Consider the following 4,337-nt stretch of genomic DNA (forward strand, 5'->3'; position numbering starts at 1 on the left):
GGTCAGTTGCGGGTGATGGTGAAGGTTGTCGTCGTGTTCTTGATGTCCTGGGCGTTGTCGGTCAGGCGGAGGTTGGTGAAGGTCGTCGCGCCGACCGCGGGGCCCTGACCCGCCTCGGGCATCTCGTTGACCCAGATGCCGAAGCCGGACTTCGCGTCGAACGCGTCACCGCTGCGCCGCGCCCCCGAGATCGACACGTTCGTCAGCACCGTGTCGGTGATCGGGTTCTCCGGCTGACTGCCGTTGTACTTGGTCTGGAACATGATCCCCGAGTACGTCGGATCGACGATGTCCACGTCGGTCACCCGGATGCCGCGGAACTCCTTCGACGCGGAGAACAACCACATCGCCGGGAACGTCTGCGCGCCCCAGAAGTGCCCGCCGGACCGGATCAGCGAGATGTTCTCGAACCGGGTGGGCGGGCTGGCGCCGAACCCGACGAACGGATAGCCGAAGTCCAGCGAGCTGATCGTGATGCCCGAGTACGTGAGCTGGTCGGCGATGTACAGGTTGCGGAACACGTTGTCGTAGCCGCCGTACACGGCCAGCCCCGCCGCCCGCCAGGTGAGCGTGGCGGTCAGGTTCTCGAACACGTTGCCGTGGTTGCCGCCTGACGCGCCCTGGTCGGTGGCGGAGAACAGGGCGAACGCGTCGTCGCCGTTGGAGCGGCCCTCCGAGTTGGTGACCAGGTTGTTGGTGCTGCCGTTCGTCATGTTCACCGCGTCGGCGAAGGTGTTGCGGAACCGGCTGTCCCTGATGGTCAGCCCGTCCACGCTCACCCCCCAGTACGCGCAGACCGTGTGCTCCACCCAGACGCTGTCCAGCGTCAGGTCGTCCACGTCCTTCAGCTCGCCCCACACCTTGCCGGGCCCGTCGATCCGGTTGGTGTAGTTGCCGAAGAACGCCAGGTGGGCGAACGTCGACCCGCTGGCCGAGGACTCGACCCGGAAACCGGCGTCGGTGTTCTGCTGGTTGCGCGGCGTCTGGAACCGGGTGAACCACATGCCGGCGCCGACGACCTTCACCGCCTTGCCGTACACCTGGAACTTCTGCGCGGTCTCGTACGTGCCGGCGGGCAGGTAGACGCCGACCAGGGTGCCGGTGGTGTCCATCCGTACCGCGTCGAGCGCGTTCTGCACGTCGGCGTGGCTGAACCCGGTCGGCACCTTGTAGCGGGCCGGGTCGGGGTTCGCGCGCGGCGACACCAGTTCGGTGTCGACGAAGTCGATCGCGTACGTGGTGGTGTTCGCCGGGTCCTTCTGGAGCCGGATCCGGCTGCCGGCCGGGACCGTGGTGTCGAGCAGCACGTTCGCCTCGTCGTACAGGTGCCGTGGCGCGCCCGCGCTCGGCGAGTCACTCGGCCCGGCCTCGGCGCCGTAGAGCCAGATGTGCTTGGAGGTGAGGCTCATCGGCTTGTGCAGCACGCCGTTGACGTAGATGTTGATGGTCGAGTCGATCCCGCCGCCGCCCGGCGCGTCCGGGATGGAGTAGCGGGCGACCAGGGCGTTGGCCGCCGAGCGGGTGGTCCACTCGACGTACGCGCCGGTGGTGTTCAGTGTGACCGCGCGGCGGCCGGACGCCTCCCCGGCGAGGTCGCCGATGGTGCGGTTCGGGCCGATCACCTGCGCGCCGCCGCCGGTCGCGCCGTCCTCGGCCTCGTACGCGTCGTACGGCAGGTTGGCCCCGCGGCCGACGAACAGCGACCGGTCGCTGGTGTTGTTCTGCCGCTTGACAGGCAGCTCGTTGGCGTCGTCGGCGAGCACCACCCGCACCGTGTACCGGCCGTTGGCGGCGGTCCAGGTGCCGAGCGACACCGGGCCGGCGGTGGCACCGGCGGCGATCGTGCCGCTGTACGAGCCGGTGAGCGTGCGGACCACCGCGCCGGACTGGTCGCGCACCGTCAGCGTGACGCCGTGCGCGCCGCTCGCCGACGCGATCGTGCCCTGGTTGCGCAGCGTCACCGCGAAGGAGACGGTGGCGCCGGCGCTCGGCGTGCCGGGTGACCAGGTGACGGCGGAGGCGACCAGGTCGGAGCTGGCGACCGGGCTGACGGTCAGCGCGGTCGGGCTGGTGTAGGAGTTGTTCGCCTCGTTCTGCTCGATCACCGCGTTCGACTCGTCGACAGTCGCGGTGAGCGGGTAGCTGCCGGCGTCGCGTACCCCGATGTCGGCCGAGACGGTGCTCGACGCGCCCGCGGCGAGCGCGCCGACGGCGGCGGTGCCGACCTTCGTCGTACCCAGGTAGAGGGTGACGGCGGTGGCGGCGGAGGCCGCGGTGCCGACGTTGCGCACGGTGGCGGACAACGTGATCGCGTCGGTCTCCACCGGCGCGGACGGCGACGCGGTGACGGCGGTGACGGTGAGGTCCGGGTTCGGCGCCGGGACGCCGATGACCTGGAGTTCGGCGACCTGCCCGTTGGAGGAGCCGGAGTTCGCGGTGAACTGGAGCCGGACGTCGGCGGCGGTCGCGGAGACCGGGACGGTCACCGTGTTGGCGCTGTTCGGGTTGAAGGAGTACGTCGCGGAGCCGACCAGGCTGGTGAAGCCGGACGCGGACTGTTCCCGGCCGAGGACCTGGAACGTCTGGGTGCGCGCGCCCCACGCCGGGTCCGGGTTGAGCTTCACCACGACGGCGCTGATGGCGGCGTTGGCGCCGAGCGCGACGGTCAAGGTGCTCGGGTACGCGCCGGGCGCGCCCTCCCAGTAGGTGGAGACGTCGTTGTCGACGGCGTTGGCGGCGGCGAACACGTGCACCATCGACGACGCGGTCGCGGGCTTGCCGACCGCCAGGTTGGTGCCGCCGGACGTGCTGCCGGTGCGGGTGACGGTGTTGCTGTTCGCGGACACGTTCCCGGCGGCGTCGCGGGCCCGGACGTGGTACGAGACGGTGGCGCTGTCCGGCTGGCTGTCGGTGTACGTGAGCGTGGACCCGCTCACTGTGGTGCGCAGCGTGCCGTTGGCGTACACCTCGTAGCCGGTGACGCCCACGTTGTCGGTCGACGCGGTCCAGGTCAGCCGGATCTGCCCGCTCCCCGGCTGGGTGTAGGCCAGGTTGCCGGGCGCGGTGGGCGCGACGGTGTCGCCGGTGTTGCCGGTCCGGGTGACCGTGTTGCTGTTCGCCGACACGTTCCCGGCCGCGTCCCGGGCCCGCACGTAGTAGGAGACGGTGGTCCCGGCCGGCTGGGTGTCGGTGTACGTCAGCGTGGACCCGCCGACGCTGGTGCGCAGCACACCGTTGGCGTACACGTCGTAGCCGGTGACGCCCACGTTGTCGGTCGACGCGGTCCAGGTCAGCCGCACCTGGTCGGTGGCGGGCTCGGTGAACGCGAGGTTGCCCGGCGCGCTCGGCGCCTGGGTGTCGCCGGTGACCGGGCCGTAGATCTCCAGCTCGGCGAGCTGCCCGGCGGGCCAGGCGCTGTTCGCGGTGAACAGCAGCCGCAGGTAGCGGGTGGACGCGGTGGGCACTGTCACAGTCACCGTGTTGCCGCCGCCGGGGTCGAACGCGTACGACGCGGACCCGACGAGCGTGCCGAACGTGGAGCCGTTCGTGCTGCCCTGCACGGTGATCGTCTGGGTGCGGGCGCCCCAGCCGGACGGCAGCCGCAGCACGAGCCGGTTGACGCTGGTGGCGGCGCCCAGGTCGGCCTGGACCCACTGCGGGAACGCGTTGTTCGGGCTCTCCCAGTAGGTGGCCGCGTTGCCGTCGTTGGCGTTGCCCGCGCCGTACACGTCGGCGTGGCCGCTCTCGGTCATGGTCCGGCCGAGCGCCAGGTTGGTCGAGGAGGTGGCCGCGCCGTACACCTCCAGCTCGGCGAGCTGCGCGGCGGTCCAGCCGGTGTTCGCGGTGATCACGACCCGCAGGTAGCGGGCGTTCGCGGCGGTGAAGCCGAGCGTCACGGTGTTGGCGGCCGCCGGGCTGAACGAACGGCCCGCCGCGGCGACGACAGTGGTGAAGCCGCTGCCGTCGGCGCTGGCCTGCACGGACAGCGTCTGGGTGCGTGCCTCCCAGGCGGCCGGGAGCTTCAGCACGATCTGGTCGACGGCGCGGCTGGTGCCGAGGTCGACCTGCGCCCACTGGGGCAGCGCGCCGCTGCTCTCCCAGTAGCTGCCCTGGTTGCCGTCGGTCAGGTTGGCCGCGACGTAGGGGCCGTTGACGCTGCTGGCGGTGGCGGTACGTCCGGCGGCGAGGTTCGGGCCGCCGGCGGCGAGGGCCGGTGGGGCGGGGGCCGCGGTGACGACCAGGCCGACCGCGGCGAGCACCGCGACGATTCCGGTACGGAGTCTGGACATGGTGGACGGACACCTTCTTCCCGGGGGAGGTGGAGAGGCGTTCGGGGG

At 71.3% G+C, this 4,337-nt stretch carries 1 protein-coding gene; it reads right to left on the reverse strand.

Going from position 1 to position 4,337, the window contains the following annotated elements; genetic code table 11:
- Nucleotides 1-2: 2 nt before the first annotated feature.
- On the reverse strand, nt 3-4,289 hold the full coding sequence (locus tag ABD52_RS36485; protein WP_047894759.1) for a discoidin domain-containing protein: 4,287 nt from the start codon (nt 4,287-4,289) through the stop codon (nt 3-5).
- Nucleotides 4,290-4,337: the final 48 nt, after the last annotated feature.

The organism is Micromonospora sp. RV43, assembly GCF_001029515.1.
Classification (GTDB): Bacteria; Actinomycetota; Actinomycetes; order Mycobacteriales; family Micromonosporaceae; genus Micromonospora; species Micromonospora aurantiaca.